The following is a 21,938-nucleotide window of genomic DNA, read 5'->3' on the forward strand; positions in this document are numbered from 1 at the left end:
AGAATCCACGGAATGCGCTTCGGCATCCTGGGCCCGGTCGAGATCCGCACCGACGACGGCACTCCCCTCGACCCCGGCGGTCCCCGGCCCCGCGCCCTGCTCACGCTGCTGCTGCTCGACGCCGGCCGCGCGGTGTCGGTGGGGCGCCTGCTGGACGGCCTGTACGGCGCCGAGCCGCCCGCCGGGGCCACGGGCGCGCTCCAGTCCCAGATCTCCCGCCTGCGCCGGCGTCTCGCGCCGCACGCCGGCGTCGACGCCGTCCCCGCCGGCTACGCCCTCGCCGTCGACCCGGACGCGGTCGACGTCCACCGTTTCGCGCGACTGGCCGCCGAGGGCCGTACGGCGCTCACCGCCGGCGATCATCAGCGGGCGGCGGCCCTCCTGCGGGACGCCCTCGCGCTGTGGCGCGGGCCGGCGCTGCCCGACCTGCCGGACGCGCACGCCGACCGGGCGCGGCTGGAGGAGCTGCGGCTGGCCGCCGTGCAGGACCGGATCGAGGCGGAGCTGGAGCTCGGGGGCGGGCCGGAGCTGGTACCCGAGTTGCGGGCGCTGCTCCGGGAACGTCCGCTGGACGAACGGCTGTACGGGCAACTGATGCGGGCCCTGCACACGGCCGGGCGGTCCGCCGAGGCGCTCTCGGTGTTCGAGGAGGCGCGGCGCGGCCTCGCCGACGAGCTGGGCGCCGACCCGTCGCCCGCCCTGTCCGCGCTCCACCTCCAGCTGCTCCGGGACGGCACGCGGACCCCGCCCCGCCCGCGTCTGCCCGCCCAGCTCACCCGCTTCGTGGGCCGTGAACCGGAACTCGCCCGGATCGACCGCGCCCTCACCGACTCCCGCCTGGTGACGCTGACGGGCCCCGGCGGCGTGGGCAAGACCAGGCTCGCCCTGGAGGCGGCCCGCGCCCGGACCGGCACCCCTCCGCCGTCGGCCCGTCCCGCCGACGCCACGGACGTCTGTCTGGTGGAACTCGCGCCCCTCACCGACGGTGCCCGGATCCCGTACGCGGTCCTGGCGGCGCTCGGGGTGCGGGACGGCTTCCGCAGCCCCGCCACGGACGCCCTGGACCGGCTGCTGGCCGCGCTGGCCGACCGTGAGGTGCTGCTGGTGCTCGACAACTGCGAGCACCTGGTCGAGTCCGCCGCGCGCACGACCGCGCTGCTCCTCGGTGCCTGCCCCGGGGTCCGCGTCCTGGCGACCGGGCGGGAGTCGCTGGGCATCACGGGCGAGGTGCTGGTGCCGGTGCCGCCGCTGCCCGAGGAGCCGGCCGTACGGCTGCTGCTGGACCGCGCGCGGGCGGTGCGGCCCGATTTCGACGGCCACGCGCGCGTGGTGGAGATCTGCCGGGCGCTGGACGGGCTGCCGCTGGCGATCGAACTGGCGGCGGCCCGGCTGCGCACCCTCTCCGTGGACGAGCTGGCGGACCGGCTGCACGACCGGTTCCGGGTGCTCGCGCGCGGGGACCGGGCCAAGGCGCCCCGTCATCGCACGCTGCGCGCGGTGGTGGAGTGGAGTTGGGAACTGCTGGACGCGGCGGAACGGGACCTGGCGAGCAGGCTGACCGTCTTCGCGGGCGGGGCCACGCTGGACGCCGTGGCGGCCGTCTGCGGGGTGCCGTACCCGGAGGACCCGCTGGCGTCCCTGGTCGAGAAGTCGTTCCTGGAGGTGTCCGACGGGCGCTACCGGATGCTGGAGACGATCCGCGCCTTCGCCGCCGAGTCACTCACGGGTCGCCGACAGCCGGACGGCACGCCCGCCGACTCCCGGCAGCCGAACACCGCCACCGATCCCCGGCAGCCGGACACCACCGCCACCGGCTCCCGACACCCGGGCGCCACGTCTACCGGGCCCCGGCACCCGGGCACCACCCCCACCGGCCCTCAAGTACCCGGCACCATGCCCTCCGGCCCCCAAGAGCCCGGCACCACGCCCCCCGACTCCCGAGGACCCCGCACCACCCCCACCTACCCCCGAGAGCCCGGCACCACGCCCGCCGAACCAGCCACCGGCCTCCGTCGACTGCGCGCCGCCCACGCGGCCTACTTCCTGCGGCTGGCCGAGCACGCCGAGCCGCTCCTGCGCGGTGGCGGGCAACTGCCCTGGCTGCGGCGGCTGGCCGCCGAGCAGGGCAATCTCGACGCGGCCCTGCGGTATCTGACCGAGACGGCTCCGCGGGACGCGCTGCGGCTGACGGCCGCGCTGACCTGGTTCCGGCGGCTGCGCGGCCTGCACGGCGACCGGGTGCCGGGCGCCCGGGCCCTGCTAGCCGCGGTCGGCGAGGAGCCGCCGCCCGGCCTGGCCGAGGAGTACGCGCTGTGTGTGATGAACGCGGTCTCCGGGCGCGGTGACGACCCGGCGGACCCCGGCCTGATCGACCGCGCGGCCACCCTCATGGCCTCCTTGGACGGCCCGCTGCGGCTGCCGTTCACGGTGATCCTGTGGTCCCTCACGGGCGGCCCCCGACTGAACGTGGACGAACGCGTGCGCGTGCAACTGGACCGGGAGCCGTGGGGCCTGGCCGTACTGGAGCTCGGCCTCGCCTACCAGGCGCTGTTCGCGGGGCGGGCCGCCGACGCGGAAGCGCGCTTCACGCGCGCGTGGAAGGGTTTCCAGGGGACGGGTGACCGCTGGGGCATGGCCAACTGCCTCGACCCGCTGGGCGGGTTCGCGTACGGCCGGGGCGCGTACGACAGGGCGCTGGCCCTGCTGGACGAGGGACTGGTGCACGTCCGGGAACTGGACGCGCCCGAGGAGACCGCCGATCTGCTGCGCACGCGCGCGGTGGTGCTGCTCGCCCAGGGTGCCTCGGAGGAGGCGGTCGCGCACTTCACGCGCTCCGGTGACCTGGCCCGTACCGCCGGGGCGACCGACAAGGTGGCCGGTGCGCTGCGCGGGCTGGGGGACGCGGCCCGGCGGAGCGGCGACACGGCACGCGCACGCGTGCACTACGAGAACGCCCTGGAGGCCTGCGCGGCCACCTGGTTCAGCGTGGGCGAGACGGCGCGGATCCTCATCGGGCTGGGCCGTACCGCCGCTGCCGAGGGGAACACGGATGCCGCCCGGGACTGGCTGGCCCAGGCCCGCGCACAGGCCCTGGAGTCCTCCGACGGGCTCCTGCTCGCCGATGTCGCCGACGCGCTCGCCGCCATGGCCCCGCGGCCGGAGCGGGCGGCCGAACTCCTCGGTGCCGCCGCGGGTCTGCGCGGCGCTCCCCTGCCCGGGGACCCGGACGTGGCGCGGACGACGCAGGACACGCGCGCGTGCCTGTCCGCCGAGGCGTACGCCCGGGCCTACGAGCGGGGCCGGCGCCTGCGGTCAGCGGCGGTCAGCGAACGGTAAGGGCACGGTGAGCAGGGCCCCGGACAGTGGCCGGCATGACGCAGACACAGCACCTCGGCCACCTGTCCGTCCTGATCTCCGGCGCCAGCGTCGCCGGCCCCGCCCTCGCCCTGAACCTGGCCCGCTACGGCGCCCGGGTCACGGTCGTGGAGAAGGCGCCCGCCCTGCGCGCCGGCGGCTTCGCCGTCGACTTCCGGGGGCACGTGCACCGTACGGTCCTCACCGCGATGGGCATCTGGGACGACGTGCACGCCCACCAGACCCGCATGGGCCCCCAGAGCGTCGTCTCCTCAGACGGCACCCCGCGCGTGAACCTGCCCGCGGAGATGATGAGCGGCGACGTGGAGATCTTCCGCGGCGACCTGGCCCGGATCATGTACGAGCGGACGAAGGACGCGGTGGAGTACGTCTTCGGCGACTCCGTCACGGCGCTGACCGACACCCCGAGCGGCGTCGAGGTCGCGTTCGAGCGGGGCGCGCCCCGCCGTTTCGACCTCGTCGTCGGCGCCGACGGCCTCCATTCGAACACCCGCCGCCTCGTCTTCGGCGACGAATCCCGCTACCTGCGCTTCCTCGACCACTACGTGGCCGGCTTCACCCTCCCGAATCACCTGGGCCTGAACCGCACCGGCCGCCTCTACAGCGAGCCCGGCCGCTGTGTCGGCATCAGCAACTACGACGGCGACCCGGAGCGCGCCGGCGCCCTGCTGGTCTTCCGGTCCGGGCGGCTGGCGTACGACCGCCGGGACGTCGCGGCGCAGAAGCGGATCCTCGCCGAGCGGTTCGCCGGGACGGGCTGGGAGACGCCGACCGTGCTGAAGGGCCTCGCGGAGGCGGACGACCTGTACTTCGACGCCATCGCCCAGATCCACGTCGACCGTCTCGTCAAGGGCCGGGTGGCGCTGCTCGGGGACGCCGGGTACGGGGCGACGATGGGCGGCATGGGCACGGGTGTGGCGATCGTCGGCGCCCATGTCCTCGCCGGTGAGCTGGCCCTGGCGGGCGGCGACCACCGGGTCGCGCTGGCCGCCTACGAGAGCCGCGTCCGGGACTTCGCCAGGGGCTGTCAGAAGATCTCCGGCAACGCGGGGTCGTTCTTCGCCCCGGCCACCGAGCGGCGCATCCGCAGCCGGGACCGGATGTACCGGCTGCTCGGCTCCCGGCCGCTGGCCGGCTTCTTCAAACGGCTGACGGAGAAGGCGGCGACCGCGATCGAGCTCGGGGACTACCCCGCCTGACCTCGGCGAGTACCCCGCCCGCTTCTCAGGGCGTGCCCCGCCGACCTCCGCCAGCGCCCCGCCTCCTCCTCAGGACGTACCCCGCCCGGTCCTCAGGGCGTGCCCCGTCTGAGCGCCCACCCGTGGTCCACGGGCCCGATCCCCGCGCCGAGGGCGAACCCGGCGGCGATGGCCCCGGTGACGTACTCCTTCGCCGCCGCGACCGCCTCCGGCACGGGCTGTCCCTGGGCCAGGCCGCAGGCGATGGCGGAGGCGAGGGTGCAGCCGGTGCCATGGGTGTGCCGGTTGTCGTGCCGGGGCGCCCGCAGCAGGTGGACCTCGGAGCCGTCGGTGAGCAGGTCCACGGCGTCGCCCGCCAGGTGTCCGCCCTTGACCAGCACCCAGCGCGGCCCGAACTCCAGCACGGCCGCGGCGGCCCGTCGCAGATCGTCCTCCGACTGGACGCGGACGCCGGTGAGTTGGGCCACCTCGTCGAGGTTCGGGGTGGCCACGGTCGCCACCGGGAGCAGCTTCGTCCGTACGGAGTCCAGGGCGGAGGCGGCCAGCAGCGGGTCGCCGTGCTTGGAGACGCCGACCGGGTCCACCACGGCCGGCGCGTCCGTGCCGGAGATCAACTCGGCGACCGCCTCGACCAGTTCCGCGGAGGCCAGCATGCCGGTCTTCACGGCCTGGACGCCGATGTCGTCCACGACACTGCGGTACTGGGCCCGGACCGCCTCCACGGGCAGTTCCCAGGCGCCCTGCACCCCCACGGAGTTCTGCGCGGTGACGGCGGTCAGCACGCTCATGCCGTGCACGCCGAGCGCGAGCATCGTCTTCAGGTCGGCCTGGATGCCGGCGCCGCCGCCGGAGTCCGAGCCGGCCACCGTGAGCACCCTGGGCGGCGCCGCGGAGGTGCTCATGACTCGATGTCCCCGAAGTGGTCCCAGCCGCCCTTGCTGGTCCAGGGCGCCCCGTCGACGGTCACCTGGGGCAGCGCGGAGGGGTTGAGGACCTCGCCGATGACCTTCCAGCGGGCCGGGAGCTTGGCGTCCGGCGGGAAGGTGGCCACGATCGCGTGGTCCTCTCCCCCGGTCAGCACCCACTGGAGCGGGTCCACGCCGACGGCCTGCCCGATGTCGTTCATCTGCGTCGGGATGTCGATCGCGCCGGACCGGATGTCGATGCGGACCTTGCTGGCCTCGGCGATGTGCCCGAGGTCGGCGATCAGACCGTCGCTGACGTCGCACATCGCGGTGGCGCCGAGCGCGGCGGCGGCCGGGCCCGCGTGGTACGGCGGCTCGGGGCGCCGGTGGGCCTCCACGAAGGCGCGGGGCGAGCGGAAACCGCGGGCGAGCACCGCGTACCCGGCCGCGGACCAGCCCAGCCAGCCGGTGACGGCCACGAGGTCGCCGGGCTGGGCACCCGCGCGCGTGACGGGCTCGTGGTTGCGCAGATCGCCGAGCGCGGTGATCGACACCATGATCGTGTCGCCGCGTACGACGTCTCCGCCGACCACGGAGGCACCGGCGACCTGGCACTCGTCGCGCAGGCCGTCCATCAGCTCGGTCGGCCAGGTGACCGGCAGTTCCGCGGGGACGACCAGGCCGAGCAGCAGCGCGGTCGGTACGGCGCCCATGGCGGCGATGTCCGCGAGGTTCTGCGCGGCGGCCTTGCGGCCGACGTCGTAGGCCGTGGACCAGTCGCGGCGGAAGTGCCGGCCCTCCAGCAGGATGTCGGTGCTCGCCACCACCCGCCGGTCGGGCGCGGCGACCACCGCGGCGTCGTCGCCGGGGCCGACCCGGACCGCCGGGGTGGTGGTGAGACGGGAGGTCAGCTCCCGGATGAGCCCGAACTCACCTAGCTCACCCACTGTGCCCTTCATTGCCTCAAGCCCCTTCTGTGCCTTGCCACGCCCGGTCGCGCGTCACCAGTGTCCCCGATACGGTCGAGGTGACCGTCAACTTCCGTCGTGCCTGCACCCTGGCGCGCAAGCCCGGTTCCCGCAGGTCTCCCCTCGGGGAGCGGCGACGCGATACCGTGGCGTTCCTTTTCCCCACATGATCCTCGTGGCCGCCCTGGAGGTTCCGTGGTACAGGCGTACATCCTGATCCAGACGGAGGTCGGCAAGGCGTCGACCGTCGCCGAGACGATCAGCAAGATTCCCGGAGTGATCCAGGCCGAGGACGTGACCGGACCGTACGACGTCATCGTGCGCGCCCAGGCCGAGACGGTCGACGATCTGGGCCGCATGGTGGTCGCGAAGGTCCAGCAGGTGGACGGCATCACGCGCACCCTGACCTGTCCGGTGGTGCATCTGTAGCCCCCGTCTACGCTTGGCCGGTGAACATCTTCCGTCACCGGCCTCTCGCCCTGATCGCGCCGGCCCTGCTCATCGCGGTCACGGGCTGTTCCACGGCAGACGACAGCGACACCGTGGCGGTTCCCACCCCCGACGCGCGGACCGCCCCGCTCTGCCGGGACCTGGACAAGGTCCTGCCGCGGACGGTGGACGGGCAGACCCGCGCCGACCCCGAGCCCCGGTCCGCCTACACGGCGGGCTGGGGAAGCCCGGCGATCATACTGCGCTGCGGCATCGTCCGGCCGCCGAAGATGGTCGATGCCAAGGTGGCGCAGGGCGACGACCCGAACGCGATCGGCGGCGGGGTGAACGGCGTCGAGTGGCTGATGGAGAAGCAGGGCGACGGCACCTGGCGGTTCACCACGTCCAATCGCCGGGCGTACGTGCAGGTGACCCTGCCGAAGAAGCTGTCCGGGCCGGACGACAGCGCCCAGGTGATGATGGACCTGGCCCCAGCCGTGAAGAAGGCGATCCCGAAGGGGATCGCCTCCATGCGGGGATGAGACCTGACGGGGTCAGCGCAGCCCCGTCGGGCGGCGCAGGGCCGCCTGCACCAGGCGGTCCACCAGCTCGGGGTAGCCGATCCCGGTCGCCTGCCACATCTGCGGGTACATCGAGATCGGCGTGAAGCCGGGCATGGTGTTGATCTCGTTGATCACGAACTCGCCGTCCTCGGTGAGGAAGAAGTCCGCGCGGACCAGGCCCTCGCAGGAGGCCGCCTCGAACGCCTCGACGGCGAGCCCGCGCACCTCGGCGGTCTGCTCCTCGGTGAGCGGGGCCGGGACGATGCCGGGCGTGGAGTCGATGTACTTGGCCTCGAAGTCGTAGTACGCGTGCGCGTCCGGCGGCGGGATCTCGGCCGGGACGGAGGCACGCGGGCCGTCCTCGAACTCCAGGACGCCGCACTCGATCTCACGGCCGCGCACGGCCGCCTCGACCAGGATCTTCGGGTCGTGGGACTGCGCCTCGGCGATCGCCTCGTCCAGGCCGGACAGGTCGTCGACCTTCGTGATGCCGATGGACGAGCCCGCGCGCGCGGGCTTCACGAACAGCGGCCAGCCGTGCTCGCCGGCGAAGTCGACGATCCGCTTGCGGGCGGCGGACTCGTCCTGGGCCCACTCGCGGGGCCGGATCACCAGGTACGGGCCGACCTTGAGCCCGTAGGAGGTGAAGATCCGCTTCATGTACTCCTTGTCCTGGCCGACGGCCGAGGCGAGCACGCCGGAGCCGACGTACGGCACTCCGGACAGTTCCAGCAGGCCCTGGAGGGTGCCGTCCTCGCCGTAGGGGCCGTGGAGCACCGGGAAGACCACGTCGACCTCGCCGAGCGCCTTGGGCACGGAGCCGGGCTCGCTGTAGACGACCTCGCGGTTCGACGGGTCGACGGGGAGCACCACGCCGCCCTCGTGCGATTCCGCCAGCTCGGCCACGCTGGGGGTGCGGCGGTCGGTGATGGCCATCCGCTCCGGCTCGTCGGCCGTCAGCGCCCAGCGGCCGTCCGCGGTGATGCCGATCGGCAGGACGTCGTACTTCGTCCGGTCGATGGCCTTGAGGACGGCGCCGGCGGTGACCACGGAGATCCCGTGTTCGGAGCTGCGCCCGCCGAACACGACGGCCACGCGCGGCTTGCGCGACGGCTGCTCAGGGCTCTGGGGAAGGTTCTCGGTGCTCATATCGCGTTGAGAGTACCCGTAGGTAGCGCCCAAGTCAGCGCGCGCTCCCGGGCCGTCGCTCAGCGTCGCACGGACGGTCGCTCAGTGTCGTCCCCAACACCTCCCGGACGGCCCCGGCACCTTCCCGACCTCGGTGTCTCCCGGCCTCGACGCCACCGGCCTCGGCGCCTACCCGGCCTTCGCCGCTCCTGGTCTCGGCGCCTTCCCGGGCCCAACGTCTCCCGGGCTCAGAACCCCGCCGGGCAACGGCTTCCGGGCCCGGCCCCCTCAGCCCGACGCCCCCGACCTCGAAGCCACCAGACCTCGGCGTCCCTCCGGGCTCAGTGCCTCTCGGGCTTGGCGCTGCGTGCCATCAGTTCCTTGAGCGCGACGACCGGTGACTTGCCCTCGTGCACGATGCTGACGACCGTCTCGGTGATGGGCATGTCGACACCGTGCCGGCGGGCCAGATCCAGCACGGATTCGCAGGACTTGACGCCCTCGGCGGTCTGCTTGGTGACCGCGATGGTCTCCTCCAGGGTCATGCCCTTGCCGAGGTTGGTGCCGAAGGTGTGGTTGCGGGACAGCGGCGAGGAGCAGGTGGCCACCAGGTCGCCCAGGCCCGCGAGTCCGGAGAAGGTCAGCGGGTCGGCGCCCATCGCGAGGCCGAGCCGGGTGGTCTCGGCGAGGCCGCGCGTGATGAGCGAGCCCTTGGCGTTGTCGCCGAGCCCCATGCCGTCGGCGATGCCGACCGCGAGCCCGATGACGTTCTTGACCGCGCCGGCGAGTTCGCAGCCGACCACGTCGGTGTTGGTGTACGGCCGGAAGTACGGCGTGTGGCAGGCCCCCTGGAGCCGCTGGGCGACCGCCTCGTCGGTGCAGGCCACCACGGCCAGGGCGGGCATGCGGGCGGCGATCTCGCGGGCCAGGTTGGGTCCGGTGACGACCGCGATCCGGTCGGCGCCGACCTTGGCGACGTCCTCGATGACCTCGCTCATCCGCATGGTGGAGCCGAGTTCGACGCCCTTCATCAGGGAGACGAGGACGGTGTCCGGCGCGAGCAGCGGAGCCCACTCGGCGAGGTTGGCGCGCAGGGTCTGGGAGGGGATGGACAGGACCGTGAAGTCGGCGCCGGCCGCGGCCTCGGCCGGGTCGGTGGTGGCCCGGAGGTTCTCGGGGAGTTCGACGCCCGGCAGGTAGTCGGGGTTGATCCGGGTGGTGTTGATCGCCTCCGCGACCTCCGGCCGGCGGGCCCACAGGGTGACCTCGCAGCCGGCGTCGGCGAGCACCATGCCGAAGGCGGTGCCCCACGAACCGGCGCTGAAGACCGCCGCCCTTACCGGTGCGCTCACTTGCTCTGCCCTTCCACTTGCCGGCCCTCCGCCTGCGCCTTGGTGCGGCGGCGCTGCTCGATCCGCTCGCGGCGCGGGTCGTAGGGCGTCTCGGGCGCCTTCTCGCCGCGGATCTCCTCCAGCTGGCGGGTGATGGCCGCCATGATGACCTCGGTGGCCTCCTTCAGCACCTCCGGGGTCATCTCCTGGTCGTAGAAACGGGAGAGGTCCACGGGGGGTCCCGCGAGCACGTGGTGCGTCTTGCGCGGGAAGAGGTTCGGCTTCTTGGCGTACGGCGGCAGCAGTTCGTTGGCGCCCCACTGCGCGACCGGGATGACCGGGCACTTGGTCTGCAGGGCGACCCGGGCGGCGCCGGTCTTGCCGGTCATGGGCCAGCCGTTCGGGTCGCGGGTGAGGGTGCCCTCGGGGTAGAACGCGACGCACTCGCCGCGCTCCACGGCGTCGATCGCGGCCCGGAAGGCGCTGAGGGCGTCCGTGGACTCGCGGTAGACGGGGATCTGCCCGGTGCCGCGCATGGCGGCGCCCACGAATCCCTTCTTGAAAAGCCCGCTCTTCGCGAGGAATCGCGGGACCCGTCCGGTGTTGTACTGATAGTGCGCGTACGCGAAGGGGTCCAAGTGGGAATTGTGGTTCACCGCGGTGATAAATCCGCCCTCGGTCGGAATGTGCTCCATTCCACGCCAGTCCCGCTTGATCAGAACCACCAGCGGCGGTTTGCAGATCACCGCGGCGAAGCGGTACCAGAAGCCGATTCTGCGGCGGGACACAAGGACACCTTCCTCTAGGGCTGCAACCCCGGCGGGGGCCGCACAAGTGTGGCCCCGGGCCGCCGGTCTGTCGAGAACACCGTACGCCCCGCCCCCCGTGGCGCCAGATGGCGCGGGGGACAATGAGCGCGACGAGAGAGGGACGGTACGCCGGTGCAGTGGACCTTGGTCATCCCCCTGAAGCCCCTGACGCGGGCCAAGAGCAGGCTCGCGGACACCGCCGACGACGGGGTGCGCCCGGGCCTGGCACTGGCGTTCGCGCAGGACACGGTGGCCGCGGCGGTGGCGTGTCCGGCGGTGTCGGATGTGGCGGTCGTCACGGACGACGAGCTGGCCGGCCGGGAGCTGGCCGCGCTGGGCGCGCGGATCGTGCCGGACACGCCCGGCAGCGGCCTGAACGCCGCGCTGGCGCACGGCGCGGCCGTCGTACGCGCGATCCGTCCCGGCGCCGCGGTGGCGGCCCTGAACGCCGATCTGCCGGCCCTGCGCCCGGCGGAACTGTCCCGGGTGCTGGCGACTGCTTCGCAATTCCCGCGCGCTTTTCTCGCGGACGCGGCGGCGCTGGGCACGACTTTGCTGGCGGCGGCCGGTGACCGTGAATTGCGGCCGGCGTTCGGCGTCGATTCCCGTTCCCGCCACCGGGCCTCCGGCGCGGTGGAACTCGCGCTCACGGGGGTGGATTCGGTCCGCCAGGACGTCGACACGGCCGCGGACCTGCGAGCGGCACTGACACTGGGCGTGGGCCCGCATACGGCAGCAGCGTCGGCGGGACTCCTCATCCCGGGCCCCTGAGGCGCCCCGAAGGGGGCGCGGGGCCGTGTCGATGTGCGGCTCCGCCGCGTGGACGCGAGCAACCACGACGGTCCAAGCAGCCGGGGTCCGGCCCGCACCCCGACGCGAACCGCGGGACGCACTACGCTGGCCGCCATGCAAGCAACCGCCTACACCTACGACCCCGAAACCCGCAGCGGCCAGGTGCTCCTCGACGACGGCACCCCGGTCCCCTTCGACGCGGCGGCGTTCGACCGGGGCGGACTGCGGCTGCTGCGGCCGGGCCAGCGGGTGCGGATCGAGACGGAGTCCGAGGGCGGTGCCCTCCGGATCACCCTCGTAACCCTTCAAACCCTCTGACCGTCCTTACACACACCGCGGGCCGGGCTCCCCAGGGGAGTCCGGCCCGGCGCGTGAATGCCCTGGCGGCCTTACGACGTCGCCTTGCGGGCGGTGGTCTTCTTGGCGGTGGTCTTGCGGGCCGTCGACTTCTTCGCCGGGGCCTTCTTGGCGGTGACCTTCTTCGCCGGGGCCTTCTTGGCCGTCGTCTTCTTGGCGGCGGTCTTCGTCGCGGTGGTCTTGGCGGTCGCCGTGGTCTTCTTGGCGGGAGCCTTCTTCGCCGTGGTCTTCTTCGCGGCGGCGGTGGTCTTCTTCGCCGCCGTCTTCTTCGCCGCGGTACCCGCGGTCTTCTTCGCCGCGCCCGCCGTCTTCTTGGCGGCGGCCTTCTTGCCTGCGGCCTTCGCGATGGTGGGCGGCGGGCCGGACAGGCTGCCCTTCGGCGCCTTCTTGACCGCCACCTCGCCCCCGCGCGGGAGCTTCTTCGAACCGCTCACCAGGTCCTTGAAGCCCTGACCGGCGCGGAAGCGCGGCACGGAGGTCTTCTTGACCCGAACCCGCTCGCCCGTCTGCGGGTTTCGCGCGTAACGGGCGGGGCGGTCCACCTTCTCGAAGGACCCGAAGCCGGTGACGGAGACCCGCTCGCCCGCGACGACCGCGCGGACGATGGCGTCCAGAACATGATCGACAGCGTCGGCGGCCTGCTGGCGGCCACCCAACTTGTCGGCAATCGCTTCTACGAGCTGCGCCTTGTTCACGTCTTCCCCTTCGGAGACATCGCCAGAACGAAAGTGTTCAAGCTTTTTCGCACGTTAGGCAGATATATACCGCAAATCAAACACGAAACGGGCTTATCACCCTTGTGCCGCAACGGACTCGGCTGTGCCGGACGGTTCAGCGGTCCTCGTCGGGGATCCGACCCGCGTCGAGATCCGCCGTGAACCGATCGAGCCGCCTTGCCGCGTCGGCGAGATCGTGCTTGGCCGCGGCCGTAATGACCAGCAGCTTCCGGGTCAGCGCCATCCGTACGCCCTCCGGGACTTGCAGTGCGCGCACCCTTGCGTGCGCTTCCTTGAGCTGGTTCGCGACCGCCGTATAGAGCTGGAGTTGGCCGTCGTGTTCCATGCACAGATTGTGCCATCTGGGGCGAGTTGTCGCCTGCGCAGGGTGCAACTACCGCCTCAAATGGCCTTCCAGGCACTTGCGGAAGACGCGAACACAGCACTCACCTACCCGGGCAACGGCCGTCGTAACGTGGGAAGTTGAGCGGACCAGGGCAGAGTCGCAGGGCCGTTCGGGTGCAGACATGGCTGTACCCCCAATCGTGGCGATCGGGGGTACAGACGAGGTGTGGGAGTGGCCGAAACCTGACCTTCGAAGGCCCGGTCGGCGCCGGATCAGACCGGGAGCGTCCGCGGCTTGTAGGCGGGCCGCCCTGCCTCGTAGGCGGCGATCTCGTCCTCGTTCCGGAGGGTGATGGAGATGTCGTCCAGGCCGTTCAGCAGCCGCCAGCGGGAGTTCTCGTCCAGCTCGAAGGAGGCGGTGATGCCCTCGGCACGCACCTCACGCGCCTCAAGGTCCACAGTGACCTCAAGCGTGGGGTCCGCTTCCGTGAGCTCCCACAGCGCGTCCACGATCTTCTGGTCCAGCACGACCGTGAGCAGGCCGTTCTTCAGCGAGTTGCCCCGGAAGATGTCGGCGAAGCGGGAGGAGATCACGGCCTTGAAGCCGTAGTTCTGGAGCGCCCAGACGGCGTGCTCGCGGGAGGAGCCGGTGCCGAAGTCGGGGCCGGCGACCAGGACCGTGGCGCCCTGCCGCTCGGGGCGGTTGAGGATGAACTCGGGGTCCTTGCGCCAGGCCTCGAACAGCCCGTCCTCGAAGCCGTCCCGGGTGACCTTCTTGAGCCAGTGAGCAGGGATGATCTGGTCGGTGTCGACGTTGCTGCGGCGCAGCGGGACGGCCCGGCCGGTGTGGGTGGTGAAGGCTTCCATGATTCTCAGACTCCAGCGGGCGTGCGGTCGTCGGTCAGATCGGCCGGGGAGGCCAGGTGGCCCAGGACGGCGGTGGCCGCCGCGACCTGCGGCGACACCAGGTGGGTACGACCGCCCTTGCCCTGCCGGCCCTCGAAGTTGCGGTTGGAGGTGGAGGCGGAGCGCTCGCCCGGGGCCAGCTGGTCGGGGTTCATGCCGAGGCACATCGAGCAGCCCGCGTGCCGCCATTCGGCGCCGGCCTCCTTGAAGACCACGTCCAGGCCCTCGGAGACGGCCTGGAGACCCACGCGCGCGGAGCCGGGGACGACCAGCATCCGTACGCCGTCGGCGACTTTGCGGCCCCGCAGGATGTCGGCGGCGGCGCGCAGGTCCTCGATGCGGCCGTTGGTGCAGGAGCCTACGAAGACGGTGTCCACACCGATGGACCGCAGCGGCTGTCCTGCCTCCAACCCCATGTATTCCAGGGCCTTTTCGGCGGCCAGGCGCTCCGAAGCGTCTTCGTACGAAGCCGGGTCGGGGACGTGCGCCGAAAGCGGTGCGCCCTGGCCGGGGTTGGTGCCCCAGGTGACGAACGGCGACAGCTCGGCGGCGTCGATGACGACCTCGGCGTCGAAGACGGCGTCCTCGTCGGTCCGCAGCGTCTTCCAGTACGCGACGGCCGCGTCCCAGTCGGCGCCCTCGGGGGCGTGCGGACGGCCCTTGAGGTAGTCGAAGGTGGTCTCGTCGGGGGCGATCATGCCCGCCCGGGCACCGGCCTCGATCGACATGTTGCAGATGGTCATCCGGGCCTCCATCGAGAGCTTCTCGATGGCGGAGCCGCGGTACTCCAGGATGTAGCCCTGGCCGCCGCCGGTGCCGATCCGCGCGATGATCGCCAGGATCAGGTCCTTGGCGGTGACGCCCTCGGGCAGCTCGCCGTCGACCGTGATCGCCATCGTCTTCGGGCGGGCCAGGGGCAGCGTCTGGGTGGCCAGCACGTGCTCGACCTGCGAGGTGCCGATGCCGAACGCCAGCGCGCCGAACGCGCCGTGCGTGGAGGTGTGGGAGTCACCGCAGACGACGGTGGTGCCCGGCTGGGTCAGACCCAGCTGGGGGCCGACGACGTGGACGACGCCCTGCTCGACGTCGCCCAGCGGGTGCAGCCGCACCCCGAACTCGGCGCAGTTCTTGCGCAGGGTCTCCAGCTGGGCACGGGAGACCGGGTCGGCGATGGGCTTGTCGATGTCGAGGGTCGGGGTGTTGTGGTCCTCGGTCGCGATGGTGAGGTCGAGGCGGCGCACCCGGCGGCCGTTCTTGCGGAGCCCGTCGAAGGCCTGCGGGCTGGTCACCTCGTGCAGCAGGTGCAGATCGATGTAGAGGAGGTCGGGCTCTGCCTCGGCGCGCCGGACGACGTGGTCGTCCCAGACCTTCTCCGCGAGTGTCCTACCCATCGCTTTCCCTCCGGCCGGCAAGCGTCCACCGACCCAACTAGAGATCTTGAGGAGCGGTGGCTGCCCGTCTCGGGCCCCTGAACGTCGTGATTCCGGGCGTCCACCGCCAGGCCCGTTGGTCTGCGGGCCGCTGTGTGATTCAAGGGTGGCGCGTTCCACGGAAAATTGAACTTGCGTTTCACAGAGTGAGACGTGAATATCGTTGCATGGACAACAGTAGCGGCGTCGGCGTTCTGGACAAGGCGGCCCTCGTCCTGAGCGCTCTGGAGTCCGGTCCGGCCACCCTCGCGGGTCTGGTCGGCGCGACCGGACTGGCACGACCCACGGCCCACCGCCTGGCCGTGGCCCTGGAACACCACCGCATGGTGGCACGCGACATGCAGGGCCGTTTCATCCTCGGCCCGCGTCTCGCGGAGCTCGCGGCAGCGGCGGGCGAGGACCGCCTGCTCGCGACGGCGGGCCCCGTGCTCACCCACCTCCGTGATGTCACCGGCGAGAGCGCGCAGCTCTACCGGCGCCAGGGTGACATGCGGATCTGTGTGGCCGCGGCGGAACGCCTGTCCGGCCTCAGGGACACGGTCCCGGTCGGCTCCACGCTCACGATGAAGGCCGGCTCCTCGGCGCAGATCCTGCTCGCCTGGGAGGAGCCCGAGCGCCTGCACCGGGGTCTGCAGGGCGCCCGCTTCACGGCGACGGCCCTGTCCGGCGTACGGCGGCGCGGCTGGGCCCAGTCCATCGGCGAGCGCGAGCCGGGCGTCGCGTCCGTCTCCGCGCCTGTGCGCGGCCCCTCCAACCGCGTGGTGGCCGCCGTCTCCGTCTCGGGTCCCATCGAGCGCCTGACCCGCCACCCGGGCCGCATGCACGCCCAGGCGGTCATCGACGCGGCGGGCCGCCTCTCGGAGGCCCTGCGCCGCTCGGGCTGAGAGCAGGTGATCCGCTCCGGTCGGGAAGCGGCCGCCTCAACGCCGCGGCGGCCTCTTCCCGACGGGAGCGGATCACCTCCCCCCACGCCGCCTAGGCGCGCACATCACCGCCCGACCGGTAGGCGAACCGGTCCTTCGCGTAGCGCCCCCGCTTCTCCAGCGGCACCTGCCCGTGCGCGGCGGCCAGCCCGAACGCCGGCATGTCCCCGTAGATCGCCTCGTAGGCCCCCTCCGGCACGACGTACGACTCGTGCCATATCCCGACCTGCCCGCGCAGCTTCCCGGCCCGCTCCTTGCGGTTGAGCCGCGCCCACACCTTGTGGTGGAAGGCGTCCGGCGCGGTCGCGTAGGCGTACAGCTTGTCCTTGGACTGCCAGTACTGCACCACGTAGTACGTACGCGGGGACGCGGTCAACAGCACCTTGGCCAGCAGCCCCCGCCCGGGGTCCTTCTCCAGTTCCCGCAGCATGCGCAGCATCGCGAGCATCACCGGCAGCCACAGGTGAACCGCCCGGAAGCGGTTGATGCGCATGCCGATCAGCAGGACGACGACGTCGCCCTTCGCGTCGGCGGTCGTACGGGACACCATGACGTCCCCCCTCGTCGGTGAGCGGCACTATCCAACGGCCGGTGCTTGGATAGTGGCGGTATCCAAAGAGGAGCGCAAGACATGCGGCTCGCCGAGCTGAGCAGACACAGCGGTGTGGCCACCGCGACGATCAAGTACTACCTGCGCGAGGGCCTGTTGCCGCCGGGCCGCCAGATCAACGCGACGACGGCGGAGTACGACGACGCGCATCTGCGCCGGCTGCGGCTGGTCCGCGCGATGATCCAGGTCGGCGGACTCCCGGTGGCCACGGTCCGGGAGGTGCTGCGGAACGTCGACGACGAGTCCCTGGGACGCACGATCCGGCTGGGCGCGGCCCTGTGGGCGCTGCCGCAGGTGCCGGAGCCGGACGAGGAGGACGAGTACGTCCGGGCCGCGCGCCGGGAGACGGACGAGCTGCTGGACCGGCTGGGCTGGTCGAACGCGAGGCTGCTGACCACGATCTCCCCCGCCTACCGCTCCCTGGTGGTGGCGGTGGCCGCGTTCCGCCGGCTCGGCTACGGCTGGGACAGCGAACTGCTCGTCTCCTACGCCGAGTTGATGCACGAGACGGCGAAGCTCGATCTGGATTTCGTGGAGACCCACCCGTCGGAGGCGGAGAAGGTGGAGACGGCGGTGCTCGGCGCGGTGCTGACCGAGCCGATCCTCCAGGCCCTGCGCCGGCTGGCCCAGGAGGAGGAGTCGGCCCGGCGGTACGGCTTCGAGTAACGCCCGGCACGACGAAGGCCCCCCACCGAAGTGGAGGGCCTTCCCTGTGCGTACCCCCGACCGGATTCGAACCGGCGCTACCGCCTTGAGAGGGCGGCGTGCTAGGCCGCTACACAACGGGGGCGTGGACTCTGCGTTTCCGCAGGTCCGAGCTGGTCTACCTGGACTCGAACCAAGACTAACTGAACCAGAATCAGTCGTGCTGCCAATTACACCATAGACCAATGATGGTTTAGACCAGTCAGTACCCCCGACCGGATTCGAACCGGCGCTACCGCCTTGAGAGGGCGGCGTGCTAGGCCGCTACACAACGGGGGCCCTAGCGATCCCGACGCGGTCGAGATCAGTACCCCCGACCGGATTCGAACCGGCGCTACTGCCTTGAGAGGGCAGCGTGCTAGGCCGCTACACAACGGGGGCTTTGCAGATAAGCTCTGCGAGCTGGCCTACCTGGACTCGAACCAAGACTAACTGAACCAGAATCAGTCGTGCTGCCAATTACACCATAGGCCACTGGAACTCAAGCCCCTACGGGGTTCTCGTTCTAGCTTGCTCCTCGGGGCTCCGGCCTTCCGGCCCGCTCCCCTCGGCGCAGGAAGAACATTACCTGAAGGTGGACGGGGCTCCAAAACGGGTATCCGCGCGGACGAGTGCCGGGAGTTCGGCGAGGGTCGAGATCCGGTGCGCCACGACCTCCCCGGCGGCCCGCGCGTAGGCCGCCCCGCGGTCGATCCACACCGACAGCAACCCGGCCTCGGCGGCGCCCCGCCCGTCGATCTCCGGGTGGTCGCCGACGTACGCCACCTCGTGCGGGGGCAGTCCCAGCGCCTCGCAGGACGCCAGGAAGGCGCCCGGCTCCGGCTTGGAGACGCCCAGCTCGGCGGCGCACAGCACGGACTCGAAGCGGTGGAGCAGGCCGAGTGTGCGCAGCTTGTACTCCTGGACGGCGATGCTGGAGTTGGACAGCACCGCGTGCCGGTGGCTGGCCGCGAGGGCCTCCAGGGCGGGCAGGACGTCCGGGAAGACGCTCCAGGCGGCCTCGTAGTGCCCGATGTACCGCCCGAACCAGTCGTCGGCCTCCGCGTCGGTCAGGTCCTTGTCCAGGAAGACCCGCACCCGGTCGCGCCGCTGGTCCTGGAAGGTGGTCTCGCCGGCCGCGTAGCGCGCCCACTGCCGCTCGGTGATCTCCCGCCACCGGACCAGCGCGGCCTCGGCGCTGCCGTGGCCGGCGAGCAGCCCCTCCACCGCGAGGTGGGCCCGCATGCCCTCCCGGTCGGCGGTCGTGTAGTCGAACAGGGTGTCGTCCACGTCCCAGACCACGGCTCTGATCGTCATACGACCGACGGTACCGCCGCACCGGCGGGGGCGCCGGGGAACGGGATCGTTGCCCGTCGGACGCGGTCAGGCCTGGTCGGAGGCGGGGTCCGGGGCCACGAAGAAGTCCGTCAGGAAGCAGGTGACCTCACCCGACGCCGAGCGGCCCGTCCAGGTGGGATAGCAGCCGTCGCCCCAGCCGGAGGTGAACGCGGCCAGGGTGTGGCCGCCGTCCGTGGACCTGACCAGGTACGGCCCCGGCGACCAGTCGCTGCTCTCGAACGCGTCCCACAGCGGCCCTTCCTCCTCCTGGGTCTCCGGGAAGGCCTCCTCGGCCGAGGCGTCGTAGAAGCAGCCCGTGCCGGCGTCGACGCCGTACCCGAAGAACTCGTCGTCCTTGAGCGTCGCGGGGTCCTGGCCGGGGAGCAGGGCCAGTTCCCAGGTGGCGGCCGGCTCGTCCCGGATGACGAGGCGGGCGGCGGCCACGCGCAGGTGGGGCACGTCGGACGGGGGCTCGCCGGGCCGGGTGAGGGTCGCGACGGCCGCTTCGACACGGTAGCGGCCGGGCTCGACGGTGGCCGTGAACGGCTCTATGTCACCGCTGCCGAGGTAGACGAACGGATCGCTCGCGACGACCCGGCCGGTGGGGAGGTCCAGTTCGCCCCCGTCGGCCACGTGGATCACACCGGTGGTCCCGGACTCGTAAGCGAACGTGCTGCCCGGGGTGAACAGCCAGGTGTAGTCCCGCGGACTCATCGGCATGACGGCGCCCTTCTCGATCCCGCTCGCTGTGCGAGCCGTGTGAGCCGAAACACTAGTGCGACCCGCTGACAGGCACGCCCGAGGGGCGGCAGCCGTACGGCCACCGCCCCTCGGGGATGCGCGCGCCTACGCCGTCAGCCTGGCCAGCGCCGCGTCGATGCGGGCCAGCGTCTTCTCCTGGCCCAGGATCTCCAGGGACTCGAAGAGCGGCAGGCCGACGGTGCGGCCGGTGACGGCCACGCGGACCGGGGCCTGGGCCTTGCCGAGCTTGAGGCCGTGTGCCTCGCCGGCGGCCAGGACGGCCTCCTTGAGCGACTCGGCCGAGGTCCAGTCGGCCTCCTGGAGCTTCTCGCGGGCGGTGCGCAGCAGGGCGTCGGAGCCCTCCTTCATCGCCTTGGTCCACGAGGCCTCGTCGGAGACCGGCTCCGGCAGGAACAGGAAGTCGACGTTGTCGGTGATCTCGGACAGGACCTTCAGGCGGGTCTGGGCGTGCGGGGCGATCGCCTGCCACTTGGCCTCGTCGAAGTCCTCCGGCGCCCAGGGCGCGAACGGGGCCTTCAGCCAGGGGCGGCAGCGCTCGGTGAACTCCTTCACGTCCAGCATGCGGATGTGGTCGGCGTTGATCGCCTCGCACTTCTTCAGGTCGAAGCGCGCCGGGTTGGGGTTCACATCGGCGATGTCGAAGGCCTGGACCATCTCCTCGATCGTGAAGATGTCCTGGTCCGCGGAGAGCGACCAGCCCAGCAGGGACAGGTAGTTGAGCAGGCCCTCGGGCAGGAAGCCCTGCTCGCGGTAGAGGTTGAGGGACGACTGCGGGTCGCGCTTGGAGAGCTTCTTGTTGCCCTCGCCCATGACGTACGGCAGGTGGCCGAACCGCGGGATCTGCTTCGCGATGCCCAGCTCGATCAGCGCCTTGTACAGCGCGATCTGGCGCGGGGTGGAGGAGAGCAGGTCCTCTCCGCGCAGGACGTGGGTGATCTCCATCAGGGCGTCGTCGACCGGGTTCACCAGCGTGTACAGCGGGGCGCCGTTCGCGCGGACGATGCCGTAGTCGGGCACGTTCTCCGGCGTGAAGGTGAGCTCGCCGCGGACCAGGTCGGTGAAGGTGATGGTCTCGTCCGGCATACGGAAGCGGACGATCGGGGTACGGCCCTGCGCCTGGTACTCCTCGACCTGCTCGGCGGTCAGGTTGCGGCAGTGGCCGTCGTAGCCGGAGGGCCTGCCGGCGGCGCGGGCGGCCTCGCGGCGGCTGTCCAGCTCCTCCTGGGAGCAGTAGCAGTGGTAGGCGTGGCCGGCGTCGAGGAGCTTCTGGGCGACGTCGGCGTAGACGTCCATGCGCTGCGACTGGCGGTACGGCGCGTGCGGGCCGCCGACCTCGGGGCCCTCGTCCCAGTCGAAGCCGAGCCAGCGCATCGCGTCGAGCAGCTGGTTGTACGACTCCTCGGAGTCGCGGGCCGCGTCGGTGTCCTCGATGCGGAAGACCAGGGTGCCCTGGTGGTGCCGGGCGAACGCCCAGTTGAACAGGGCGGTGCGGACCAGGCCCACGTGGGGGTTACCGGTGGGCGAGGGGCAGAAACGGACGCGTACGGAGCCGGGTGCGCTAGCCACGCTTGACAACCTTGTTGGTGAGAGTGCCGATGCCTTCGATGGTGACGGCGACCTCGTCGCCGACGCCGAGGGGGCCGACCCCCGCGGGGGTGCCGGTGAGGATCACGTCGCCGGGGAGCAGCGTCATGGCCTCGGAGATGTTGACGATCAGGTCCTCGATGGGGTGGATCATCTCGCTCGTGCGGCCGAGCTGACGCTGTTCGCCGTTGACCGTGAGCTGGATGGTGAGGTCGTTCGCGGCGTCCACCGAGAGGTCGGTCTCCACCCAGGGGCCGAGCGGGCAGGAGGTGTCGAAGCCCTTGGCCCGGGCCCACTGCTTCTCGCGCTTCTGCACGTCGCGGGCGGTGACGTCGTTGGCGCAGGTGTAGCCGAAGATCACGTCCTTGACGCGGTCGCGCGGGACCTCGCGGCACAGACGGCCGATGACGACGGCCAGCTCGGCCTCGTGGTGCAGCTCCTGGGAGAACGAGGGGTACTGGATGTCGTCGCCGGGGCCGATCACGGAGGTGGACGGCTTGAAGAAGGCGAACGGCGCGTCGGGCACCTCGTTGCCCAGTTCGCGCGCGTGCTCGGCGTAGTTGCGGCCGAACGCCACGACCTTGTTGGGGAGCACCGGCGGGAGCAGCCTGACCTTGCTCAGCGGCACCTTCGTCCCGGACAGCTCGAAGTCCGCGAACGGGATGCCCTTGATGATGTCGAGGACGAGTTCGTCCTGCTTGTCGCCCTCGACCGCGCCGAAGGCTACGTTCCCGTCGATGGAGAACCTGGCGATGCGCACGGGATCCTTGCGCCCCTCACTGAG

Annotated in this window: 22 protein-coding genes and 5 tRNA genes; 8 read left to right on the forward strand and 19 right to left on the reverse strand. The window is 71.8% G+C overall.

What is annotated here, in order from left to right; all coding sequences use genetic code 11:
- Positions 1 to 12: 12 nt before the first annotated feature.
- Both C3492_RS45495 and C3492_RS08905 read left to right on the forward strand, forming a co-directional pair.
- A complete protein-coding gene (locus C3492_RS45495; RefSeq protein ID WP_258055572.1) occupies positions 13 to 3,336 on the forward strand; it encodes a BTAD domain-containing putative transcriptional regulator in 3,324 nt (1,107 codons plus the stop codon).
- A 35-nt stretch (positions 3,337 to 3,371) separates the two neighbouring features.
- The gene (locus C3492_RS08905) at positions 3,372 to 4,574 is read left to right on the forward strand and encodes an FAD-dependent monooxygenase (protein WP_181140273.1); all 1,203 of its coding nucleotides are present in this window, start codon (positions 3,372 to 3,374) and stop codon (positions 4,572 to 4,574) included.
- Positions 4,575 to 4,666: 92 nt separating this feature from the next.
- Here the strand turns inward: C3492_RS08905 and thiD are convergent, their stop codons facing one another.
- Together thiD and C3492_RS08915 are read right to left on the reverse strand one after the other, a co-directional pair.
- Positions 4,667 to 5,476, reverse strand: coding sequence for a bifunctional hydroxymethylpyrimidine kinase/phosphomethylpyrimidine kinase (gene thiD, locus C3492_RS08910; RefSeq protein ID WP_103811194.1), 810 nt, complete (start codon positions 5,474 to 5,476; stop codon positions 4,667 to 4,669).
- A complete protein-coding gene (locus C3492_RS08915; protein ID WP_103811195.1) occupies positions 5,473 to 6,438 on the reverse strand; it encodes a thiamine-phosphate kinase in 966 nt (321 codons plus the stop codon). The genes thiD and C3492_RS08915 overlap by 4 nt, the downstream gene beginning before the upstream one ends.
- A 204-nt stretch (positions 6,439 to 6,642) precedes the next feature.
- Here C3492_RS08915 and C3492_RS08920 point away from each other — a divergent pair, with 204 nt between their 5' ends.
- Both C3492_RS08920 and C3492_RS08925 read left to right on the forward strand, forming a co-directional pair.
- Positions 6,643 to 6,876: an Lrp/AsnC family transcriptional regulator gene (locus tag C3492_RS08920; RefSeq protein ID WP_014675232.1), complete on the forward strand. Its 234-nt coding sequence runs from the start codon at positions 6,643 to 6,645 to the stop codon at positions 6,874 to 6,876.
- Positions 6,877 to 6,896: 20 nt separating this feature from the next.
- A complete protein-coding gene (locus tag C3492_RS08925; RefSeq protein WP_103811196.1) occupies positions 6,897 to 7,418 on the forward strand; it encodes a DUF3515 domain-containing protein in 522 nt (173 codons plus the stop codon).
- A gap of 12 nt (positions 7,419 to 7,430) precedes the next feature.
- On the opposite strand, the gene C3492_RS08930 is transcribed toward C3492_RS08925, so the two are convergent.
- From C3492_RS08930 to C3492_RS08940, 3 genes are all read right to left on the reverse strand, one after another.
- Entirely contained in the window at positions 7,431 to 8,588 is a 1,158-nt protein-coding gene (locus C3492_RS08930; RefSeq protein ID WP_103811197.1) for a D-alanine--D-alanine ligase family protein, read from the reverse strand.
- A gap of 320 nt (positions 8,589 to 8,908) precedes the next feature.
- Entirely contained in the window at positions 8,909 to 9,919 is a 1,011-nt protein-coding gene (locus C3492_RS08935; RefSeq protein ID WP_103811198.1) for an NAD(P)H-dependent glycerol-3-phosphate dehydrogenase, read from the reverse strand.
- A complete protein-coding gene (locus C3492_RS08940) occupies positions 9,916 to 10,686 on the reverse strand; it encodes a 1-acyl-sn-glycerol-3-phosphate acyltransferase (RefSeq protein WP_103811199.1) in 771 nt (256 codons plus the stop codon). The genes C3492_RS08935 and C3492_RS08940 overlap by 4 nt, the downstream gene beginning before the upstream one ends.
- Positions 10,687 to 10,839: 153 nt before the next feature.
- Between C3492_RS08940 and cofC the strand changes: the two genes are divergently transcribed.
- Both cofC and C3492_RS08950 read left to right on the forward strand, forming a co-directional pair.
- Entirely contained in the window at positions 10,840 to 11,478 is a 639-nt protein-coding gene (gene cofC / locus C3492_RS08945) for a 2-phospho-L-lactate guanylyltransferase (protein WP_103811200.1), read from the forward strand.
- Between the two features lie 135 nt (positions 11,479 to 11,613).
- The gene (locus C3492_RS08950) at positions 11,614 to 11,817 is read left to right on the forward strand and encodes a hypothetical protein (RefSeq protein ID WP_014675226.1); all 204 of its coding nucleotides are present in this window, start codon (positions 11,614 to 11,616) and stop codon (positions 11,815 to 11,817) included.
- A gap of 71 nt (positions 11,818 to 11,888) precedes the next feature.
- Here the strand turns inward: C3492_RS08950 and C3492_RS08955 are convergent, their stop codons facing one another.
- The 4 genes from C3492_RS08955 to leuC form a co-directional block, all read right to left on the reverse strand.
- Positions 11,889 to 12,551 (reverse strand): HU family DNA-binding protein, encoded by a 663-nt coding sequence (locus tag C3492_RS08955; protein ID WP_103811201.1) that lies wholly within the window; start codon positions 12,549 to 12,551, stop codon positions 11,889 to 11,891.
- A gap of 136 nt (positions 12,552 to 12,687) precedes the next feature.
- A complete protein-coding gene (locus C3492_RS08960) occupies positions 12,688 to 12,918 on the reverse strand; it encodes a hypothetical protein (RefSeq protein WP_103811202.1) in 231 nt (76 codons plus the stop codon).
- 272 nt (positions 12,919 to 13,190) lie between these two features.
- Positions 13,191 to 13,784, reverse strand: a complete 594-nt coding sequence (leuD, locus tag C3492_RS08965; RefSeq protein WP_031102275.1) for a 3-isopropylmalate dehydratase small subunit — start codon at positions 13,782 to 13,784, stop codon at positions 13,191 to 13,193.
- Positions 13,785 to 13,789: 5 nt separating this feature from the next.
- Positions 13,790 to 15,214, reverse strand: a complete 1,425-nt coding sequence (leuC, locus tag C3492_RS08970) for a 3-isopropylmalate dehydratase large subunit (protein ID WP_103811203.1) — start codon at positions 15,212 to 15,214, stop codon at positions 13,790 to 13,792.
- A 206-nt stretch (positions 15,215 to 15,420) separates the two neighbouring features.
- On the opposite strand from leuC, the gene ndgR reads away from it, so the two are divergent.
- Positions 15,421 to 16,137 (forward strand): IclR family transcriptional regulator NdgR, encoded by a 717-nt coding sequence (gene ndgR, locus C3492_RS08975; RefSeq protein WP_014675221.1) that lies wholly within the window; start codon positions 15,421 to 15,423, stop codon positions 16,135 to 16,137.
- A 91-nt stretch (positions 16,138 to 16,228) separates the two neighbouring features.
- On the opposite strand, the gene C3492_RS08980 is transcribed toward ndgR, so the two are convergent.
- Complete coding sequence (locus C3492_RS08980) at positions 16,229 to 16,726, reverse strand: DUF4188 domain-containing protein (protein WP_103811204.1); 498 nt, start codon at positions 16,724 to 16,726, stop codon at positions 16,229 to 16,231.
- An 81-nt stretch (positions 16,727 to 16,807) separates the two neighbouring features.
- Between C3492_RS08980 and C3492_RS08985 the strand changes: the two genes are divergently transcribed.
- A complete protein-coding gene (locus C3492_RS08985; protein WP_103811205.1) occupies positions 16,808 to 17,452 on the forward strand; it encodes a MerR family transcriptional regulator in 645 nt (214 codons plus the stop codon).
- Between the two features lie 51 nt (positions 17,453 to 17,503).
- On the opposite strand, the gene C3492_RS08990 is transcribed toward C3492_RS08985, so the two are convergent.
- From C3492_RS08990 to C3492_RS09030, 9 genes are all read right to left on the reverse strand, one after another.
- Positions 17,504 to 17,576: transfer RNA gene (locus C3492_RS08990), tRNA-Glu, on the reverse strand.
- A 28-nt stretch (positions 17,577 to 17,604) separates the two neighbouring features.
- Positions 17,605 to 17,676, reverse strand: a tRNA-Gln gene (locus C3492_RS08995).
- A 21-nt stretch (positions 17,677 to 17,697) separates the two neighbouring features.
- Positions 17,698 to 17,770: transfer RNA gene (locus tag C3492_RS09000), tRNA-Glu, on the reverse strand.
- A 29-nt stretch (positions 17,771 to 17,799) separates the two neighbouring features.
- Positions 17,800 to 17,872: transfer RNA gene (locus C3492_RS09005), tRNA-Glu, on the reverse strand.
- A gap of 21 nt (positions 17,873 to 17,893) precedes the next feature.
- A tRNA-Gln gene (locus tag C3492_RS09010) sits at positions 17,894 to 17,965 on the reverse strand.
- 90 nt (positions 17,966 to 18,055) lie between these two features.
- Complete coding sequence (locus C3492_RS09015; RefSeq protein WP_103811206.1) at positions 18,056 to 18,787, reverse strand: HAD family hydrolase; 732 nt, start codon at positions 18,785 to 18,787, stop codon at positions 18,056 to 18,058.
- 66 nt (positions 18,788 to 18,853) lie between these two features.
- Entirely contained in the window at positions 18,854 to 19,528 is a 675-nt protein-coding gene (locus C3492_RS09020; RefSeq protein ID WP_103811207.1) for a DUF4241 domain-containing protein, read from the reverse strand.
- 126 nt (positions 19,529 to 19,654) lie between these two features.
- Complete coding sequence (gene gltX, locus C3492_RS09025) at positions 19,655 to 21,136, reverse strand: glutamate--tRNA ligase (RefSeq protein ID WP_103811208.1); 1,482 nt, start codon at positions 21,134 to 21,136, stop codon at positions 19,655 to 19,657.
- On the reverse strand, positions 21,129 to 21,914 hold the full coding sequence (locus tag C3492_RS09030; protein ID WP_103811209.1) for a fumarylacetoacetate hydrolase family protein: 786 nt from the start codon (positions 21,912 to 21,914) through the stop codon (positions 21,129 to 21,131). Before C3492_RS09030 ends, gltX begins: the two co-directional genes overlap by 8 nt.
- Positions 21,915 to 21,938: the final 24 nt, after the last annotated feature.

Source organism: Streptomyces sp. Ru62, from assembly GCF_002920615.1.
Lineage (GTDB): Bacteria > Actinomycetota > Actinomycetes > Streptomycetales > Streptomycetaceae > Streptomyces.